14 protein-coding genes are annotated in these 16,984 nt (G+C 61.5%); 9 read left to right on the forward strand and 5 right to left on the reverse strand.

What is annotated here, in order from left to right; translation table 11 throughout:
- Window positions 1–205 precede the first annotated feature (205 nt).
- Window positions 206–1,183, forward strand: coding sequence for a hopanoid-associated sugar epimerase (hpnA, locus tag AC0GUR_RS09005; protein WP_472877120.1), 978 nt, complete (start codon window positions 206–208; stop codon window positions 1,181–1,183).
- Between the two features lie 159 nt (window positions 1,184–1,342).
- Here the strand turns inward: hpnA and AC0GUR_RS09010 are convergent, their stop codons facing one another.
- The 5 genes from AC0GUR_RS09010 to hpnI form a co-directional block, all read right to left on the reverse strand.
- Window positions 1,343–2,233, reverse strand: a complete 891-nt coding sequence (locus tag AC0GUR_RS09010) for a ferritin-like domain-containing protein (RefSeq protein ID WP_472877121.1) — start codon at window positions 2,231–2,233, stop codon at window positions 1,343–1,345.
- A 163-nt stretch (window positions 2,234–2,396) separates the two neighbouring features.
- Window positions 2,397–3,431 (reverse strand): lysylphosphatidylglycerol synthase domain-containing protein, encoded by a 1,035-nt coding sequence (locus AC0GUR_RS09015; protein WP_472877122.1) that lies wholly within the window; start codon window positions 3,429–3,431, stop codon window positions 2,397–2,399.
- Window positions 3,428–4,258 (reverse strand): hopanoid biosynthesis-associated protein HpnK, encoded by an 831-nt coding sequence (gene hpnK / locus AC0GUR_RS09020; RefSeq protein ID WP_472877123.1) that lies wholly within the window; start codon window positions 4,256–4,258, stop codon window positions 3,428–3,430. The genes AC0GUR_RS09015 and hpnK overlap by 4 nt, the downstream gene beginning before the upstream one ends.
- Window positions 4,259–4,279: 21 nt before the next feature.
- On the reverse strand, window positions 4,280–5,707 hold the full coding sequence (hpnJ, locus tag AC0GUR_RS09025) for a hopanoid biosynthesis associated radical SAM protein HpnJ (RefSeq protein ID WP_472877124.1): 1,428 nt from the start codon (window positions 5,705–5,707) through the stop codon (window positions 4,280–4,282).
- 66 nt (window positions 5,708–5,773) lie between these two features.
- Window positions 5,774–6,934, reverse strand: a complete 1,161-nt coding sequence (gene hpnI / locus AC0GUR_RS09030) for a bacteriohopanetetrol glucosamine biosynthesis glycosyltransferase HpnI (RefSeq protein ID WP_472877125.1) — start codon at window positions 6,932–6,934, stop codon at window positions 5,774–5,776.
- Window positions 6,935–7,049: 115 nt separating this feature from the next.
- Here hpnI and AC0GUR_RS09035 point away from each other — a divergent pair, with 115 nt between their 5' ends.
- The 8 genes from AC0GUR_RS09035 (at window position 7,050) to AC0GUR_RS09070 (ending at window position 16,834) form a co-directional block, all read left to right on the forward strand.
- Complete coding sequence (locus tag AC0GUR_RS09035) at window positions 7,050–7,571, forward strand: DUF2147 domain-containing protein (RefSeq protein WP_472877126.1); 522 nt, start codon at window positions 7,050–7,052, stop codon at window positions 7,569–7,571.
- Between the two features lie 158 nt (window positions 7,572–7,729).
- Window positions 7,730–8,338, forward strand: a complete 609-nt coding sequence (gene idi / locus AC0GUR_RS09040; protein ID WP_472877127.1) for an isopentenyl-diphosphate Delta-isomerase — start codon at window positions 7,730–7,732, stop codon at window positions 8,336–8,338.
- Window positions 8,339–8,453: 115 nt separating this feature from the next.
- Window positions 8,454–9,596, forward strand: a complete 1,143-nt coding sequence (hpnH, locus tag AC0GUR_RS09045) for an adenosyl-hopene transferase HpnH (RefSeq protein ID WP_472877128.1) — start codon at window positions 8,454–8,456, stop codon at window positions 9,594–9,596.
- Window positions 9,597–9,699: 103 nt separating this feature from the next.
- Window positions 9,700–10,815 carry a glycosyltransferase gene (locus tag AC0GUR_RS09050; protein ID WP_472877129.1) on the forward strand — a complete coding sequence of 372 codons (1,116 nt, stop codon included), beginning with the start codon at window positions 9,700–9,702 and terminating at the stop codon, window positions 10,813–10,815.
- A 121-nt stretch (window positions 10,816–10,936) separates the two neighbouring features.
- Window positions 10,937–11,506: a LexA family protein gene (locus AC0GUR_RS09055; protein WP_472877130.1), complete on the forward strand. Its 570-nt coding sequence runs from the start codon at window positions 10,937–10,939 to the stop codon at window positions 11,504–11,506.
- Between the two features lie 15 nt (window positions 11,507–11,521).
- On the forward strand, window positions 11,522–12,145 hold the full coding sequence (imuA, locus tag AC0GUR_RS09060; RefSeq protein ID WP_472877131.1) for a translesion DNA synthesis-associated protein ImuA: 624 nt from the start codon (window positions 11,522–11,524) through the stop codon (window positions 12,143–12,145).
- A gap of 12 nt (window positions 12,146–12,157) precedes the next feature.
- A complete protein-coding gene (locus AC0GUR_RS09065) occupies window positions 12,158–13,570 on the forward strand; it encodes a Y-family DNA polymerase (protein WP_472877132.1) in 1,413 nt (470 codons plus the stop codon).
- Between the two features lie 186 nt (window positions 13,571–13,756).
- Window positions 13,757–16,834, forward strand: coding sequence for an error-prone DNA polymerase (locus AC0GUR_RS09070; protein ID WP_472877133.1), 3,078 nt, complete (start codon window positions 13,757–13,759; stop codon window positions 16,832–16,834).
- The last annotated feature ends 150 nt before the right edge of the window (window positions 16,835–16,984 follow it).

Here is a 16,984-nt window from a genome sequence, read left to right on the forward strand (position 1 = left end):
TGAAGCGTCTAGAGGGTAATCGTGGCTCCGGGATGCGTTGCGTATCACTAAAGTGGGGTATACAAAGCGACCTATCCGCGCGTTATCTCGCTCGTGGTTCGTTCATAATTAACCGCAACTCTTCCACGGGTTCAGGGATTACCGATCTTATGTGTCCAGGGTTCCAGCTGGCGATGGTCGGGTACGCCTCGGCGGTGGCGCGACCATGAAATCATTGGTAACGGGCGCTACCGGATTTGTCGGGTCCGCGGTGGTTCGCCGGCTATTGCGGGAAGATCATCGTGTTCGCGTATTGGCGCGCGCCGGCTCGGATCGCAGGAATCTGCAAGGGATCGATGTCGAAGTGGTGGAGGGTGACCTCACCGACGTCGCATCCCTGGCCAGGGTATGCGATGGCTGCGATGCCGTGTTTCACGTTGCTGCCGACTATCGCCTGTGGGCGCCGCAGCCGGAGCAGCTGTACCGGACCAACGTCGATGGGACGCGAGCCTTGCTTGAAGCTTCCAAAAAGGCCGGTGTGCCTCGCGTGGTTTACACCAGTAGTGTGGCGACCCTGGGCATTCCCAAGAATGGTAGTCCCGGCGACGAAACCACGGACGTATCACTCGGGGACATGGTGGGGCATTACAAACGCTCCAAGTTTCTTGCCGAGGCCTTGGTTCGCGAATTCGCGGCGCAGGGGTTGCCTGTGGTCATCGTCAATCCGTCCACACCGATCGGGCCTCGCGACATCAAACCCACACCGACTGGCCGCATCGTGCGCGATGCCATGGCTGGCCGCATGCCTGCTTATGTCGATACCGGCCTCAATGTGGTGCACGTGGACGATGTGGCCGATGGACATTGGCTCGCGTTCCAACGAGGCGTGATAGGCGAGCGCTATATCCTCGGCGGCACCAATTTGAGCCTGCGTGAATTGCTGTTCGAGATCGCGGATATCGTGGGTCGCGCGCCGCCACGCTGGCAATTGCCGCATGCGGCGGTCATGCCGGTGGCGTATGTGGCGGAGGCCTGGGCTCGTCTTACGGGCGTGCCGCCGATTGCCACGATCGAGGAAGTGCGCATGTCAAAGAAGCGCATGTTTTTTACCAGCGCCAAAGCTGAGCGCGAGCTCGGCTATGCCGCGGGCCCAGTGCGGTTGGCGCTGGAGGATGCGGTGGGCTGGTTCAGTCTGCATCACTAAGAGTAGCTAACGTTCCCTCAGGTCCCAAGGTCGTCATTCCGGCGCCGGCCGGAATCCAGTAGCCGCAGTTGCCGGTTATCGCGAAAACCGTGCATTACTGTTGCTGGATTCCGGCCGGCGCCGGAATGACGAGCTTGAAGTTGGCGAGTTTTGGAAGGTTCAACGCATAAAGCGGCGAGCCAGCCGTGCCAGGCGCGGCACGACGGTGGGGCGAAGCAGGCGTTCGTCGTAGCCATCCATACGATGCGCGTCCTGGGCGAGGCAGAGATCGAGCAATTCGCCAAGCTTCAGGTCGAGGCCGATCTGTTCGTGTCCGGTCAATGTGAAGTTGGCATCCTGCATCTCACCCTTGTCGTCCAGGCCTTTGGCCATGCCCATGCGCTCCCAGATGAGGAAAAGCCAAACCCGCCACACCTTGAACTCGAAAGCTGGCCGCTGCCACCAGGACAGTTGACGCCGATACCAGGCAACCCAGTTGGCAAAAAACAGGATGTGACGCGCTTCCTCTTGCATCACCGGCTCAAAGGTTTCCACCAGTCCCGCCGGAAAATAGCCGGTGCGCTTGGCCGACTCGAACAGGCCGAAGGCAAAGAAACTGTCGATGCACTCGCTGTAGCCGGTGACCAGCCAGCCCCATTGTGGATCCTTGGGTACTTCGTAGATCGGCTCGGGCGCGAGCTCAATGCCATACGCCGCCACCATTTTGCTCAGCACCACTTTGTGGCGAGCTTCCTCATCGCCGTCCATGGTCAGCGCTTCATGCAGAAGCGCATCGTTCACAGTGTTGGTATAGGTGGCAACGCGCAGCTTGGCCTTGCCTTCGGTTTGTACGGCGATATCCCAGATGGGCAGCGACGTGATGCGGTGCAGTGCGTCCGCACTCAGGGTGGGCCATTCGATGACAGCTGGTTTGTACGGGTTGTGCGTATCCAGCAGCATGCGGCAGAAAAGACGCTTGTGTGCCTCCGAGCCGATCTTGATATGGCCGGGCTCGGTGCTCGCCCAGTGACGCATGGTGTGATCGGCGGCGGCTACGGCGTCATGCGTCATCGTTCACCTCGCTGAGGACCTGCTCGAAATTCTCTGCGGCTTTGCTATCACATCACCGTCATCCCCGCGAGGCGCTGTTCAACAGCCGAAGGCTGGTCAAGCGGGGATGACGGTGATGGTCGTTGTGAGGAATGGGGAAGGTCTTTCATTAGGCGCCCCTGCGTCACGAAAGCTTGCTGTCGGTGGCCTCAGGCAGCGAGGAGTTATGCGTTGCCAGCCAGCGCCGGCGCAGGCGATGCGCCTCCGCCCATTGCCACGACAACAGCGCGGGCACGCCAAAGCCTACCTCACGCGCACGCTTGACCAATGACAAGGCGATGGCTGCATCCGCAGGTAGCCCGATGACGCTACCAAACAGTACCAACCCGCCTTCCTGTACGCCCAGTCCAGCCGGCACGAAGAAAATGATGTGCCGCACCGCCTGGGTGGCGGCCTCGATGGCAATGGCGTCCCATACCGTGATGGGGAAGCCCAGCAACTGCAGCGCCAGCCAGCTTTCGAAGCTGCCTGCCAGAAAGCCGAGAATCTGCCACAGGCACGCCACGGTGAGTCGCAATGGCTGGCCGTACAGGGCGCGAACTTCGTGATCGAGCCGCGAGCCGTCGAGCAATTCCGTAAAGCGTGACGGACCATTGAGCAGCTTGACGGCGAATGCTTCCAGACGCGAAAAAAGCTGGCCATGCCGCAGCAGGTAGAGCAGCGCGATCGGTAGCGGCAAGCTGGCTGCCAGGGCGCCCAGGATCGAGTTGAGCGTACCGATGTGCTGGGACAGGCCTACCAGCAAAAGAATGCCGAGTGCGGCGAACACGTACTGGCTGATCAGCGTCAGCAGTACCTCCATCACCACGCTTGCGGCGACGGCGGCGCCGTCGAGGCCGCGCCATTTCACCAGGCGAATCCCAACGATTTCGCCACCGACGTTGGCCACCGGAAGCAGGCGGTTGCAGGCCTCTCGAACCGTGGCGACCCAGAACAGGAACGGTACATCGGCCCGTCGCTGCGGGTCGCTTGGCTTGAGCAGCGCGCGCCAGCCCATCACGTCAAGCAGCAAAGGAAACGCATGGAATGGCAGCAGCCACAGCAGCGCCCAGCCCGCGTGATCAAAAGCGCTGCGAATGGCGGCCCAGTCCTGGTGCACCACCAGCACGATGGCAACGGTGAGGCCGACAAGGCCGGTGAGATAGAAAAAATACTTCATGCGGCTGCTGGATCGCTGAAGCCATGGCAGAGCAGGCAATGCTCAGCGATGGCCTGGTGTACACGCGGCGACAACAAGGCCGCCAGTTCGTCCGTGTGCCGGTAGTCGGCCATGGCGGGCGTGAGTTTGCCATGGGTGGCCGGGTGCATATATAGCTCGCTCAAGCCATCTGGCAGCTGACGCACGACATCGAGCAAGGCGGCCTCATCCATGCCGCCGGTATGCCGGATGCCGAATACGTGGTCATTGCAGCGCACGCCGGCACGCCGGAGACGCCAGCGCATCAACGCCAACCAGGGTTGCAGCCACGGCCCCATGCCGGGCTCAGCGGGGAGACGTACGGCACGCAGGCCGTAATCGCGGCCAATGGATAGCATCAGTGAGAGCACGGTGGGGTGCAGGTGAAAATGCTTGTGCGCATTCACGTGGTCAAGGGGCAGGCCGGTGGCCGCAAACGCGTTGAACTGCGCGCGGATTTCCATTGCCAGCTGGCGACGTACCTGGGGCAGGAAGAAGAAGCGAACGCCATCACGCGCCATGTGACTGCTGAAGTGGCCCTCAGCATCGACCAGATCCGGTATCTGCGATGGTGGTAGTGCCGCGACGCCATCGGCCAACACAAGGTGAAGGCCCACGGCCAAGCCCGGAAGGCGTCGCGCACGTGCAACAGCGTCACCCGCGGCAGGCGCGGTCACCATCAGGCTGGCCGCGCGTAATACGCCATCGCAATAGCCGCGTTCGACCGCGAGGTTCACGGCTTCGTGCAGGCCGAAATCATCGGCGGTGACGATCAGGCGCGGGCGCGCGGTGTCCGGTGATGCGTTCATGGGGTTCCGCGCGCCGCTGGTTTACGCCTCGTGCGCATGCAGGAAGCGGAAGAATTCCACGCCCTCGCGCAATCGTCGCTTGGTCATTTCCCAGCTGCCGAGCATCTCTTTCACGATCTCCCAGATCTTGGAGGGTCGGAAATAGAAGCTGCGGTAGAAGGTTTCCACGCCGTGGAAAATATCTTCCTTGGACAGGTGCGGGTAACTGATCATCGCCAATTGCACGCCCTTGTCGTTGACCAGGTGCGTCGCCGTATTCGGTTCAAGCCAGCCGTTTTCGATGGCCTGCTTGTACAGCGTGGTGCCGGGGTAGGGGGCGGCCAGCGACACCTGGATGGTGTGCGGGTTGATCTCCTTGGCGTACTCGATGGTGCGGGCAATGGTTTCCTTGGTTTCGCCCGGCAGGCCGAGGATGAAGGTGCCATGCACGGTAATGCCGAGCTTGCGGCAGTTCTCGGTGAAGGTGCGCGCGATATCCGTGCGCAAGCCTTTCTTGATGTTGTGCAGAATCTGGTCGTCGCCCGACTCGTAACCCACCAGCAGCAGGCGCAGGCCATGCTCTTTCATGATCTTCAGCGACTCGTAAGGCACGTTGGCCTTGGCGTTGCAGCTCCAGGTCCAGCCCATCGCATGCAGTCCACGAGCGATTTCGTGCACGCGCTCCATGTTGGAGCTGTCGGTAAACGTGTCGTCATCGAACATCAGTTCGCGGACTTCGGGCATGTTCTCTTTAATCCACTTTGCCTCGGCCAGCACGTTGGCCGCCGAGCGGACACGGTAGCGATGGCCGCCCACGGTTTGTGGCCACAGGCAGAACGTGCACTTGGATCGACAGCCGCGCCCGGTATAGATTGAGACGTAGGGGTGCTTGAGGTAGCCGATGAAATAGCGCTCTATCTTCAGGTCGCGCTTGTAGATGGGGGCGACAAAGGGCAGGTCGTCCATGTTCTCGATGGTTGCGCGTGACGGATTGTGCTGCACGCTGCCATCGGCAAGCTTGTAGCTGAGGCCGGCGATGTCGGATAGCGGGCGGCCTTCGGCGACTTCTTTGCAGGTGTAATCGAACTCCTCGCGACAAACGAAATCGATGGCGGGCGATGCCTGCAGCGATTCGGTGGGCTCCACCGCCACCTTGGCGCCGACCATCCCGATGAGGATGTCGGAGCGCCGGGCCTTCAGCAGCTCGGCGAACTTGGCGTCGGTGGGGAACGACGGCGTACTGGTATGAATGATCACCAGATCGTAGACGGCGGCAAGGCTCAGTGTGTCCTCCACCGAGAGCTCTTCCACCGGTGCGTCCAGTACGCGCGAGCCGGGTATCAGTGCGGCCGGCTGTGCCAGCCAGGTGGGATACCAGAAACTTTTGATCTCGCGTTTGGCCTGATAACGAGATCCCGCGCCACCATCAAAACCGTCAAACGACGGCGCCTGCAGAAAAAGCGTCTTCATGAGATTGCCAGGCTCCTGCGTGTACGCAACGAGTGGTTCACTGCACTTAAAACGTCGTTCTCAAGGTCAGCGCGACGGCGCATGGTCACGTGCATGCAGCACCTGGCCGCGCCACTCGACCCGCCAGCGGATCAGTGCGCCCGCCCATTCCACCAGCAACAGGGCGTCGCGAAAAGGGGTGAGCCAAATGTCGAGTCGAGGTGAAGATCTTGCGGTGCTCCGCCACGAGACCCCATAGCGCGCAATGCGAGCACCAGCGCCAAGCGCTGCGATGACGAAGGTGGGTAGCGTGGGGGACAGGCACAGCGCCAGCACCAGCACCGGCCACGTGAAGCAGATGAAACTCATGGCGAAACCTGCCGGCGAGATGGCTCGGATGGTGCGCAGCCAGCGCAGTTCATGCGTCCACAGGCTGGATAGGTCGGTTTCGCTGACCTCGGTGCCCACCACCAAGGGTGACAGTTCCGTGCGCAGGCCCAGTCGACGACTGAATTCCCCTAGCCAGTAATCGTCGGCAAGTGTGTTGCGCAGTGCTTCAAAGCCACCGATGGCGATCAGGGTGTCGCGGCGCAAGGCAATGGTCGAGCCGAAGGCGAAACGGGTGGAGCCAAACACATGCGCCAAGCGGACGGAGGGCGCAAACCAGTCGTCAATGAACAGTCGGCCCAGGCGTGAACTCCATGCGCGTTGCGCGAGACCGTGATACAGGCAGGTGACAATGCCGACATCGGGTGACGCCAGGGGTGCAGTGACTCGCGTGAGGTAATCGGGCGGCACATGGATGTCGCTGTCGGCCAGCACCAGCCAGTCATAACGGGCGTGGGCGAACAGGTTGATCAGATTGCCAACCTTGAGGTTGTCGCCGTGAACCCGTTGATCGATGACCAGAGTGATGTGTCGTTCCGGAAACTCCTGCTGAAGCCGTTGCACGACGGTAATGGCAGGGTCGGCTGGATCGTGCACGCCGAACAGCAGTTCATGACAGGCGTGTTGTTGCTGGCAGAAACTGCGCAGGTTTTCATAGAGGCGTGGCTCAGCGCCATGCAGCGGCTTGAGTACGCTGACCGGGCGGTTTGTCTGATCGTTCACGTCCGGCTGCTGATGCTTGGCCGCGCGATCGCACCGGAACCACGCCCATAAGCTAAGGCAGGCGTACGCCGCCGCGGACAGGCCAAGCCCGGTGCCTAGCCATGACCAAAGCGTTGCGAGGGCAGGATAAGTCGGCATGAACTCGGGTTCGGTCGCATCCTCCTGAGGACATTAACGCTAACGCATGCGCTTGGCGAATGCCTTGGCCAAAACGGGTGACTCTTGCCTCATGTTGCGACAACGCGCCAGAAGGTTGAGCAGGTTTCTCGCAGGCATCGTTCTGCTGTGTCTGGTTGGCTGCGCAGCAGCGATGCAGGCACAAGGCCAGGGCACGCCGGAAACCATGACCATCGAAGGTGATTGGCTGGTTCAGAGCCGTGACGCCATCATTCGCATCGAACGCAGGGGTGACCAATACGAAGGACGCATTGTCTGGCAATTGCATGACACCTATGGCCCGGAGGATGGACCTGAGCTCAACGGCAGCATAGTGACCGACCGCAACAACCCGGATCCGGCATTGCGCGTGCAGCCGCTGACAGGTTTGCGAATGCTATGGGGGCTGCGTTATGACCCTGACCGTCACATGTGGGTGGATGGCCGCGTCTACAACTCGGAAAACGGCAAGACATATCAATGTCAGGTTCGCCTGCGCGATAACGATCACCTGATGCTTCGCGGCTATATCGGCATCAGTCTTCTGGGTGGCAGTACTACATGGACTCGCACGAAATTTCCTGAGCAGACGCTAGGTACGGGTGGTGTGATCCACTGATCAGGAGAGTCCGCTGTTACCTCGGGGACTACACCCCCGCGACCAACCTTGCTAGGCTGACAACGCATACCTGTCATGGCTTGGCCTCTTTCATCATGAATGTGATGAAGACGTGATGATGGGCTTTCATATGTGTCCGCCGGAAGAGAGGTTGAACCTTGGCTAGCCGCGAACAGGACTATTACGAGGGTGCTTGGTCGAGGAGCGAAGTCTCCTTTCATGACGAACCGTTGGTGCTGGTGGACGAGCACGATCAGGAAACCGGTTTTCTGGACAAGGCGTCTGCGCATAGCGGGCAGGGCATTCTGCATCGCGCCTTTTCATTGTTCGTGTTCAATACGGCGGGCGAGCTGCTGCTGCAGCAGCGCGCGTCATGCAAGCGCTTGTGGCCCGAGTTTTGGTCCAACACCTGTTGTAGTCATCCGCGGCGCGGCGAAACCATGGAAAAGGCTATTCATCGCCGGCTGGGTGAAGAGCTTGGCATGCCATGCGAGTTCCAGTTTCGGTTCAAGTTCCAGTATCAGGCGCAATTCGATGCGGAAGGCGCCGAGAACGAGCTTTGCTGGGTGTATACCGGTCGCAGTGATGCGGCACCTGTTGCCAACATGAATGAAATTGCCGCGCTGCGTTATGTTTCACCCGATGCGCTTGATCGCGAGATCGAGACGCACCCGGAGCGGTTTACGCCCTGGTTCAAGATCGAGTGGGATTGCCTGCGTCGGGAACATGCGCACGTATTTCAGTCGTTTGCCGCGCTGCCGTCCTGAACGGGGTGGCGTGCTGCAGGTGGCTATACTCGGGTTCACAAGATAGATATTCGTCACCCTGATACCCGCACAGGTCGGATCGAAGAATCCGGCGAGATGCGGCGAGGAGAATCCTTTGGGCATTCCTCTGATTCAGCAGGTCAAGATCGCGAGCTACATCATCGGCAAAAAGATGAGTGGTCAGGCGCGTTATCCGTTGGCGATGATGTTGGAGCCATTATTCCAGTGCAATCTGGCTTGCGCCGGATGCGGCAAGATTGATTACCCCAAGGAAATTCTGCAGAAGCGCATGAGCGTGGAGGATGCGCTTCGCGCGGTGGACGAATGCGACGCGCCAGTGGTGTCCATTCCCGGTGGCGAGCCGCTTATCCACAAGGATCTGCCGCAGATCGTGCAGGGCATCATTGCGCGAGAGAAATTCGTTTACCTGTGTACGAACGCGGTGCTGCTACCCAAGCACATCGATGAATACATGCCCTCGCCGTATTTCACCTGGTCGATTCATCTGGACGGCCTGGAGAAACGCCATGACGCGTCGGTGTGCATGGAAGGTGTGTTCGACAAGGCGGTGACGGCGATCAAGCTGGCCCTGTCGCGTGGCTTCCGCGTCACCATCAATTGCACGCTGTTCAACAACGAGAACCCGGAAGAGATTGCCGAGTTCTTTGATTTCGCCATGTCGCTGGGCATCGAAGGCATCACCGTCTCGCCCGGCTACAGCTACCAGCATGCACCGCGTCAGGATGTGTTTCTTGGGCGCACCGAGAGCAAGAATCTGTTCCGCGACATCTTTCGTATCGGCAAGCAGCGCAAGAGTAAATGGGTGTTCAACCAGTCGTCGATGTTCCTCGATTTCATTGCGGGTAACCAGAATTACCAGTGCACACCGTGGTCCAACCCTACCTACAACGTCTTCGGTTGGCAGAAACCGTGCTATCTGTTGGTGGATGAAGGCTATGCCAGCTCCTACAAGGAGCTGATGGAAGGTACGGACTGGGACAAGTACGGCGTCGGCATCAATCCCAAGTGCGATAACTGCATGGCCCACTGCGGGTTCGAGGGAAGCGCGGTGAACGATACGTTCGCTCATCCGCTGAAGGCGGCGCGCGTGGCGACGTTCGGTCCGCGCACCGAAGGCGCCATGGCTCCCGACCTGCCGGTGCTCTACGGCGATCGCGCTGATGCTACGGCCATCCATATTCCGGTGAGCGCTATCCAGCGTCGCAGCTCGACCACGGAAGTGGACGTTGGGCGCTGAGCGCCTAAATGCATCTACTGGCCCACGGATTTCCCTTGCCGTCATTCCCGCGTAGGCGGGAATGACGGTGGGGTGTGTCGCGGGTCTTGAAGGGGCCTTGTCCATGTGGCTGATTCTTTGTGCCATTGCTCCGGCCGTGATGTGGCTGGGGGTGTTGCTTGTGCCGTGGCGACCGTGGAGCACGCGCGAGCATCTCGAGGCGGACCTGTCGTTGAGCGTGCGCTTCGACGACATCACCGTGTTGATCCCTGCGCGCAACGAAGCTGATGTGATCGGCACGACGCTGCACGGGTTACAGGCCCAGGGCCCGGGCCTGCAGATCATCGTGATCGACGATCAGTCGATCGATGATACGGCAGCGATAGCGAGCACCTTTCCAAACATTCGAGTGATTTCCGGCGCGCCCTTGCCGGATGGCTGGGCCGGCAAGCTATGGGCACTGGAGCAGGGCAGGCGGTATGTGCGCACGCCACTGACCTTGCTGCTGGATGCGGACATCGAGCTGCGCCCTGGCATGCTTTCGACCTTGCTAAGTCACAAGCAGCGCGAGCGGCGGCAGTTCGTCTCGATCATGGCGGACCTGCGCCGCACCAGCTTCTGGGATCGCCTGCTGCTACCCGCCTTCGTCTACTACTTCAAGCTGCTTTATCCGTTCGCCATTTCCAACTCGCGTTCCACGCTGGTGGCAGCGGGTGCCGGTGGCTGCATTCTGGTGGACACGGACATGCTGGATCGCATCGGCGCATTCGCCAGCCTGCATGATGCGTTGATCGACGATTGCGCGCTGGCGAAGTTGGTCAAGCGGGCAGGTGGGCGTACATGGATCGGGCTGAGTCGTGACGTTGTGAGCCTGCGGCCCTATGGCAGCTTCGCTTCGATCCATCGCATGGTGGCTCGCTCGGCGTTCACCCAGCTGGGTTATTCAACCGCGCTGCTGCTGGTGGTCACCGCGCTGTTCCTGCTGGCTTATGGTGCGCCGTTGGTGCTGTTGGGGGTGCCTCATGCCTGGCCGTTCGCCTGGCTTGCCCTGGTGGCCATGATGCTGGGCTACTTGCCCATGCTGCGGTACTACCGGATGCCCCTGTGGTGGACCTTGTTGCTGCCGTTGGGGGCGGGTTTGTACCTCGGCATGACGTGGAGCTCGGCCATTCGCTACTGGCGTGGTGTGCGCTCCCGGTGGAAAGGGCGGGTCTACGATGCGGGCTCGTCAAGTGGCTGATTTTATTCATTTCTTAAGTTCCCTGCCATCTTCGGATGTAAGTGAAATTCGGCGTTGTATCTCAGGAAATGAGAGCGGCGGCGTGGTATCTTGATTACCGTCCCGACAATCAAGATTGCTCATGTCTCCTATAGAACACGGTGGACGTCGCCCGGGAGCCGGTCGACCGGCTGGTGAGCCCAGTCAGCGCGTCCGTGTGCCTGAAAGCCAGGTGCCCACCGTGCTGGCCTACCTGGAGGCGTATCGCAGCAACACCACGCTGGAGGCGCCGCGCCCCGTGTCGCTGACGCCTTCCACGGTGGCGCTCACCGCGTTTCTCAGCCGCGTGCCTGCCGGCGTGCCTTCGATGGCGGAGGATGACGTCGATGAGGTGGTCGATCTCAACGAACACCTGGTGCTGCCAGGCCACGAGCCGAGCACTTTCATCATTCGTGTGTCGGGCTGGTCGATGATCGGCGCCGGCATCTTCGACGGTGACGAGGTGCTGGTGGATCGCGCGTTGTCGCCACGGCAGGGCGATATCGTGGTGGCCGTGGTCAACAACGAGCTGACCATCAAGCGCCTGGGCAGGGTGGATGGGCACATCGCGTTGCTGCCGGAGAACGCGCACTTCAAGCCCATCGTGTTCCGCGAGGGCGAGACGCTCAGCGTCTGGGGCGTCGTCACACGCTGTCTTCGTACCCTGCGCTAAGAGGCGAGGCACGCCATGGGTCAGGTTCTTGCCCTCGATTCGCTGATTCACAGTCGCCAGGTCTGGCAAGGGCGAGCCGCTCCATTGCCATCGAGCAGCCAGCCGACGGGTTGGCCGACGCTCGACGCCATGTTGCCGACCGGTGGCTGGCCCGAGCATGCGATGACTGAAATCCTGCTGCCCGCCGATGGCGTGGGTGAGCTGCAACTGGTGTTGCCCACATTGGCACGCCTGACGCGCGAAGAGCGCACGGTGATGGTGATCGCGCCGCCATACGTGCCTTACGTGGCGGGATGGGAGGCGCGCGGCGTGGTGATGTCGCGCGTGGATATCGTGCGGGCGAATGAGCGCGACGTGCTGTGGGCCGCCGAGCAATGCCTGCGTTCGGCCAGCTGCGCTGCAGTGCTGGCGTGGCCCATGCACGCGGATGATCGCTCCCTGCGCCGCCTGCAGGTGGCGGCCGATACCGGCAAGGCGCTGGCCTTTGTGTTTCGTGATCGCCGCCATGCGGTACAGGCTTCGCCGGCGGCTTTGCGACTGGAGCTGGAAAGCACGCCCACGTGGCAGGTGCGCGTGCGCAAATGCCGTGGTGGCAACCCGCCGGTGAGCGCGGTGCCGCTGGCTTCCGGCTGGTCGTGACGGAGCGCCACTATGCTCTGGGCTTGCATATTGCTGCCGCAACTGGCGCTGGATGGTGTCCTCCGGCGACGGCCGCCATCGGGTGAGCCGCTGGTGCTGGTGAGTGGCCCTGCACAGGCGCGCATCGTGCACGCCGCCAATGCACAGGCGCGCGCGGCGGGCATCTATCGTGGACAACGGCTTGTCGCGGCGCAGGCTTTGCTGCAGCAGTTCGCGATGATCGAGCACGATGTGGAAGACGAGGCGCGTTGGCATCGATTGCTCGCAGCATGGGCGTATCGCTATAGCGCCGAGGTCGGCTTGTATGCGCATGCGGTGGTATTGGAAGTCAGTCGCAGCCTTAACCTGTTCGGGCCATGGCCGCGTTTTGAATCGTTGCTGCGGGAGGATCTGCAGGAACTCGGTTTTCGGCATCGCATCGCGCTTGCGCCGACACCGCATGCCGCCTATGTGCTGGCGGGCGTGCATGACGGTCTTGCGGTGATGTCGCCGGACATCCTGCGTGACGCACTGTCACCCGTACCTATGGCGCGTGCGCGCCTGCCGATCGAAGCCACGCAAGGGCTGCCTTCGATGGGCATACGCACACTGGGGCAGGTGTTCCGCCTACCGCGTGCGGGCCTGCAACGCCGCTTCGGCGCGGAGCTGGTGGCGCAGCTTGATCGACTGACCGGTGAGGCGCCAACACCGATCGATAGCTATCGCCCGCCTGATGCGTTTGAGCAGCGCATGGAGTGGACGCACGAGATCGAGCACGTCGAGGCACTGGTGTTTCCACTTCGTCGCCTTACCAGTGATCTGGCGGCCTATCTCGCCGGCCGCGACGGTGGCGTGCAGCGTTTCGAACTGGAGCTGGAGCATCGCAGCGGGCCACCCACCCGCGTAACGGTCGGCATGCTTACCGCCGCGCGCGATGCCACCTTGCTGTTCGATTGCGCGCGTGGGCGCCTCGAACGCATCGAGTTGCCGCAGCCCGTCATGGCGATGCGGCTGGTGGCGCGCGAGCTGCCACCGTTCGTGCCGGCCGGCCGTGACCTGTTCGATACGCGTCCGGTGAATGCCGTGCCGCTGGAGCAATTACGTGAACGCCTGCGTGCGCGGCTGGGCGAACAGGCCATCCAGCATCTGCATCGCACGGTCGATCCGCGGCCTGAAAAAGCGCAATCCGATGTGTTGCATGTGAAGGCAGCGACCACGCCCGAGACGTTGCCGCGCCCGACCTGGCTGCTGGACACACCACACCCCTTGCGCGGTCCGCCACCTGAAGTGCTTGCCGGCCCCGAGCGCATCGAAACCGGCTGGTGGGATGGCGGCGACATGCGGCGTGACTATTACGTGGTGCGCACCTCGCAGGGGCAGTGCGCGTGGGTGTTCTGTGCGCCGGGTGAGCAAGATGGCTGGATGCTGCATGGATGGTTCGCATGACTCACATGACTCGCACGCGTCTTCAAGGAAATCGTCATTCCCGCGAAAGCGGGAGGCGCTTTACAACAGCAAAGCTGGTCATCCAGCGACTTTTGCCTCAAAAACAAAGGCACTGGATTCCCGCTTTCGCGGGAATGACGGAGAGGGGCGGCGGAGTAGCGGCGGAGTAGCGGAGGAAGCATGTCTATGCCTGACTATGCTGAGCTGCATTGCCTGTCGAATTTCTCGTTCCAGCGTGGCGCATCGAGTGCGCGCGAGCTGTTCGAGCGGGCGAAGGCATGTGGCTATCGCGCGCTGGCCATCACTGACGAGTGTTCGTTGGCTGGCATCGTGCGCGCCTATGAAGCATCACGTGACACCGGTTTGCCGCTGATCGTTGGAGCTGAATTCCAGATCGAAGACGGTCCGAAACTGGCGCTGCTGTGCGAAAACCTGGAGGGCTACACGGCGTTGTGCGCGCTCATTACGCGTGGCCGGCGCGTTGCCGAAAAAGGTTCGTATCGCGTGATGCGTGAGGATTTTTCCGGTGGTTTACCCGGTACGCTGGCCTTATGGTTGCCGCAGGCTGAGCCACAACCGGCGGATGGTTCATGGTTGCAATCGCTGTTCCATGAGCGGCTCTGGCTTGCAGTCGAACTGCATCATGGTCCGAATGATGCGCGCCGCCTCGATGCATTGCGTGCGCTCGCCAAATCGCTGGGGTTGCCGATGGTGGCGACCGGCGATGTGCACATGCATGTACGTCGGCGGCGCGCCCTGCAGGATGTGATGACGGCGACCCGTTATCACCGCACCGTGGCCGAGGCTGGCGATCTGCTGTTTCCCAATGGCGAGCGGCATCTGCGCACACGTGAGGCTTTGTCGGCGATCTATCCCGTGGAGCTGATGGCCGAAAGCGTGCGCATCGCCGAGCGCTGCCATTTTGTGATGACCGACCTCAAATACCGCTATCCCGCTGAGCTGGTGCCTGCGGGATATACGCCGACCACCTGGCTGCGACAATTGACAGAGGAGGGTGTCCGCTGGCGTTGGCCGCAGGGCGAGCCGCGCAAGGTGCGGGAGCAGATCGAGCACGAGTTGGCGCTGGTCGAGCAGCTTGAATACGAGTCGTACTTCCTCACCGTACAGGAGATCGTGGCGTACGCCCGCAGCAAGGACATCCTCTGTCAGGGGCGTGGGTCGGCGGCGAATTCGGCGGTCTGCTACGCACTCGGCGTGACCGCAGTGGACCCCGCCACGACCACGCTGCTGGTCGAGCGCTTCATCTCCGCCGAGCGCAACGAGCCACCGGATATCGATATCGATTTCGAACACGAGCGGCGCGAAGAGGTCATTCAGCACATTTACGAGAAGTACGGCCGCGAGCGTGCCGCGTTGGCCGCTACGGTGATCAGCTATCGCGGCCGCAGCGCCGTGCGCGACGTGGCGCGTGCCCTCGGCTTGCCGTCCGATCAGATCGACCTGCTGTCGCGCACCTTTGCCTGGCAGGATGGTGACGATCCGGTAGACGATCGCCTGCGGGAGCGCGGCTTTGATCCTGAGAGCCCGCTATTGCGCCGTGTGCTCATGCTTACTGCGGAGCTGATCGGTTTCCCGCGCCATCTGTCGCAGCACGTCGGTGGCTTCGTCATCTCCGACCAGCCGCTGTCGCATCTGGTGCCGGTCGAAAATGCCTCGATGCCTGATCGCACCATCATCCAGTGGGACAAGGATGATCTGGACACCATGCGCCTGCTCAAGGTGGATTGCCTGGCGTTGGGTATGCTCACCTGTATCCGCAAATGCCTCGACCTGCTGAAGCAGCATCACGGGGTGGGAGAAACGCTGGCATCGATTCCGCCGGACGATAGACCCACCTACGACCTTATCCAGCGTGCCGACACCATTGGCGTGTTCCAGATCGAATCACGTGCGCAGATGGCGATGTTGCCGCGGCATCGGCCAGAAAATTTCTACGACCTGGTGATCCAGGTGGCCATCGTGCGGCCCGGTCCCATTCAGGGCGACATGGTGCATCCGTACCTGCGTCGCAAGCGTGGCGAGGAGGATGTCACTTATCCCTCGGAGAAGTTGCGTAGCGTGTTTGAGCGCACCCTGGGTGTGCCGCTGTTCCAGGAACAGGTAATGAAGCTGGCCATTGAGGCTGCCGATTACACGCCGGGCGAGGCGGATCAGTTGCGCCGTTCCATGGCGGCATGGCGGCGCAATGGCGACATGGAGATCCATCGCCAACGATTGATGGCCGGCATGCTGAAGAACGGGTTTACGCCAGATTTCGCCGCACGCCTGTTTGAGCAGATCAAGGGCTTCGGGTCCTATGGTTTTCCTGAAAGCCATGCGGCGAGTTTTGCCTTGCTGGTGTACGCCAGCTGCTGGCTCAAATGTCATTACCGCGCGGCTTTCATCTGTGCGCTGCTCAATGCGCAGCCGATGGGCTTCTACGGCCCCAGCCAGATCGTGCAGGACACACAGCGTCACGGCATCAAGGTGCGGCCGGTGGATGTGCGCCACAGCGATTGGGACAACACGCTCGAGCCTGATCCGTTATCACGCGGCGGCTTTGCGCTGCGGCTGGGGTTTCGGCAGGTGCGTGGTTGCCAACAACAAGTGATGGAGCAGTTGGTGGTAGTGCGTGCGCAGCGGCCTTTCGAGGACGTGGCTGATTTGTGCGCGCGTGCGGGCCTCAATCGTCATCACCAGGAAGCCCTGGCAGAAGCCGACGCACTACGCGGGCTGGTCGGTCATCGCCATCGCGCGCGCTGGGCGATGGCAGGCATCGAGGTACAGCTACCGTTGTTCGGCCATGCCAGCCCGAAAGAAGAAGATGTGGCTTTGCCGCCACCGTCGCAGGGCGAGAGTACGCTGGCCGACTACGCGCGCATGGGGCTCAGCTTGGGGCCGCATCCGTTGCAGCAGATTCGCGCACGCTTGCGCGCGGCGCGATGCATGGACTCACGCAGCCTGCATAGTCGGCCGCATGCCAGCTTGGTGCGTGCTGCCGGGCTGGTGACACAGCGTCAACGGCCGCAAACCGCCAGCGGCGTCACCTTCATCACCATCGAAGACGAGTTCGGCCCCATCAATGTGGTGGTGTGGAGTCACGTCGCCGAGCGTCAGCGGCGCATCTTCCTCGAGTCGCGCTTGCTGGGCGTGGATGGTCGCTGGGAGCAGGCGGATGGGGTAAGTCACCTTATCGCTCACCGATTGCATGATCTGAGCGAGTTGCTGGGGTCGCTGGATACCCGTTCGCGGGATTTCCATTAGAGCCTATTTGAAGGTTAAAAGTTGCCCATAGAACCAAACGTCATTCCCGCTTTCGCGGGAACGACGGGCAATGGATAAGGCATCCCGGTTTGAGATGGATCCTGGCGAACAATGACTTCATGCACGGGTGGGCAGGCAAGAACGAAGGCA

The organism is Dyella sp. PARNA 12/25 (assembly GCF_055702865.1).